This is a genomic window from Streptomyces sp. UW30, from assembly GCF_008042075.1.
Classification (GTDB): domain Bacteria; phylum Actinomycetota; class Actinomycetes; order Streptomycetales; family Streptomycetaceae; genus Streptomyces.
On record NZ_RDBN01000006.1, the window covers coordinates 1 to 2,365 of the forward strand.

Here is a 2,365-nt window from a genome sequence, read left to right on the forward strand (position 1 = left end):
GGGCACCGGATCCGCGTCGCCGCGCGGCACCCGGCCACGCCGTACGGCCCGGGAGTACACGCGGTCCCCGGCCTCGCACAGCCGGTCGGCGCCGTGTGGATGCTCCTGCGCCCCGTGCCCGGCCATCGCCCCATCCACCCCCGGTTCCTGCCTCTGTCGCCGTCCCGGTAGGAGCCGTGTTGCGGAGCAAGGCCGGTCCGCGCATAGTTGCGCTGCGGAAGCGCGAGCGAACCGCGGGGCCGACACGGCCGAGCACGGTGGGTCCGTCGACCAGGCCCCGCCCGGCCGGTGTGTCCCGGCAGGGGTGTCGACACCGCGCTCCGGAGGTGAGCGAGCCGGCGACAGAGGCAGGAACCGGGGGTGGATGGGGCGATGGCCGGGCACGGGGCGCAGGAGCATCCACACGGCGCCGACCGGCTGTGCGAGGCCGGGGACCGCGTGTACTCCCGGGCCGTACGGCGTGGCCGGGTGCCGCGCGGCGACGCGGATCCGGTGCCCTGCCTGCTGGAGTTGGCACTGCTGCACCCGGACCCCGACGACATGGACTGGCTGGTGCCGACCTCCCCGCAGGAGGTCATGACGCGGCTGCTGCGCGGGGTGTACGACGAGGTCAGCGCGAGCCAGCGGCGGATGGGCTCGGCGGTGGCCGCCTTCGAGTGGTACGCCGGTCTCGGCCCCCAGCCGTCACAGGCGTCCGGCGTCGAGGGCACCGCGCCCGGTTCGGCGATCCGGGTCCTGGAGGGCGACTCGCGCATCCAGGGCGCCCTGGACGAGGCGACGCAGGCGTGCACGACGGAGGTGCTGACCGTGCAGCCCGGCGGCATCCGGCCCGAGCACGAGCTGACGGAGGGCCTGCACCGGGCGATGGCTCTGCGGGGGCGGGGCGTGCGGATGCGCGACCTGTACACGCACGTGGCCCGGCACGGACAGGGCCTGCTCAACTACCTTGAGCTGATGGGCGATTCGGTGGAGGCCCGCACGCTGGACGAGGTSAYCGACCGGCTCATCGTCATCGACCGTGAGGTCGCCTTCATCCCCGCCAACAAGGACCGCACCCTCGCCCTGGAGATCCGTCACGAGGCCCTCGTCGGCTACTTCGTCACGACCTTCGAGCGGCTGTGGCGGCTGGCGACGCCCATGTACCCCGAGGCCGTCCAGCAGCCCACCCTGAACGGCGTCACGCCGCGCCAGCGGGCCATCGCGAGCCTGCTCATCGAGGGCCACACGGACGCGGCCATGGCCGACCGGCTCGGCATGAACATCCGCACCGTGCGCGTCCACATCGCCAAACTGGCCGCGACGCTGGGCAGCGAGAGCCGCGCCCAACTCGGCTATCTCATCGGCCAGTCGGGGATTCTTGACCAGGCACACCAGCAGCCCTGATCACGGCGGACCCGGCGGCATCGGACGACGACGCCCGCGGCCCGTCCAGCCCCACCTGCGCTATGCGCACCCCGAGTTGGGTACGGCTCGCCGCCCCCAGCGTCTCCGACAGCCGCGCGATGTGCGCCCGGCACGTCCGTACGCTTATCCCCAGCCGCTCCGCGATCACCGCGTCCTGGTGCCCCTCGGCGAGCAGCGCGGCGATGGACTGTTCGCGGTGGGAGATGCCTTCGATGCCGGTGTCGGGCAGGGGCGCCGTCAGCGGGATCGCGAGGCGCCAGAGCCGCTCGAAGGGGCAGGGGCGCCGTCAGCGGGATCGCGAGGCGCCAGAGCCGCTCGAAGACCGTCACCAGGTAGTGCACGAGCCCCGGGTGCCGCAGCTCCAGCGCCAGCGTGCGGTCGGCGTTCGCCGGGATGAAGGCCACCGTGCGGTCGAAGAGGATCAGCCGGTCGATCACCTCGTCCAGSGTGCGGGCCTCCACCGAATCGCCCATCAGCTCAAGGTAGTTGAGCAGGCCCTGTCCGTGCCGGGCCACGTGCGTGTACAGGTCGCGCATCCGCACGCCCCGCCCCCGCAGAGCCATCGCCCGGTGCAGGCCCTCCGTCAGCTCGTGCTCGGGCCGGATGCCGCCGGGCTGCACGGTCAGCACCTCGTGGCGGCACTCGCCGGTCGCGAGGTTGAGGGCCGCGTTGATCCGGTTGGAGCCCTCCAGCACGGTGATGGCGTGGGTGGGCGCCGGCGCCCACCCACGCCATCACCGTCCTGGAGGGCGACTCGCGCATCCAGGGCGCCCTGGACGAGGCGACGCAGGCGTGCACGACGGAGGTGCTGACCGTGCAGCCCGGCGGCATCCGGCCCGAGCACGAGCTGACGGAGGGCCTGCACCGGGCGATGGCTCTGCGGGGGCGGGGCGTGCGGATGCGCGACCTGTACACGCACGTGGCCCGGCACGGACAGGGCCTGCTCAACTACCTTGAGCTG

General features: G+C 73.3%; 2 protein-coding genes and 2 pseudogenes. 2 read left to right on the top strand and 2 right to left on the bottom strand.

Annotated elements, in window-relative coordinates; all coding sequences use genetic code 11:
- A pseudogene (locus EAO75_RS47110) lies at window positions 1–126 on the bottom strand (LuxR family transcriptional regulator); the annotation flags it as partial.
- 246 nt (window positions 127–372) lie between these two features.
- Here EAO75_RS47110 and EAO75_RS07900 point away from each other — a divergent pair.
- The gene (locus EAO75_RS07900) at window positions 373–1,383 is read left to right on the top strand and encodes a LuxR C-terminal-related transcriptional regulator (protein ID WP_147994338.1); all 1,011 of its coding nucleotides are present in this window, start codon (window positions 373–375) and stop codon (window positions 1,381–1,383) included.
- On the opposite strand, the gene EAO75_RS48510 is transcribed toward EAO75_RS07900, so the two are convergent.
- Complete coding sequence (locus EAO75_RS48510; protein WP_410092216.1) at window positions 1,337–1,552, bottom strand: LuxR C-terminal-related transcriptional regulator; 216 nt, start codon at window positions 1,550–1,552, stop codon at window positions 1,337–1,339. The two genes, EAO75_RS07900 and EAO75_RS48510, sit on opposite strands and share 47 nt — an antisense overlap.
- A 582-nt stretch (window positions 1,553–2,134) precedes the next feature.
- Here EAO75_RS48510 and EAO75_RS47115 point away from each other — a divergent pair.
- A pseudogene (locus EAO75_RS47115) lies at window positions 2,135–2,365 on the top strand (LuxR family transcriptional regulator); the annotation flags it as partial.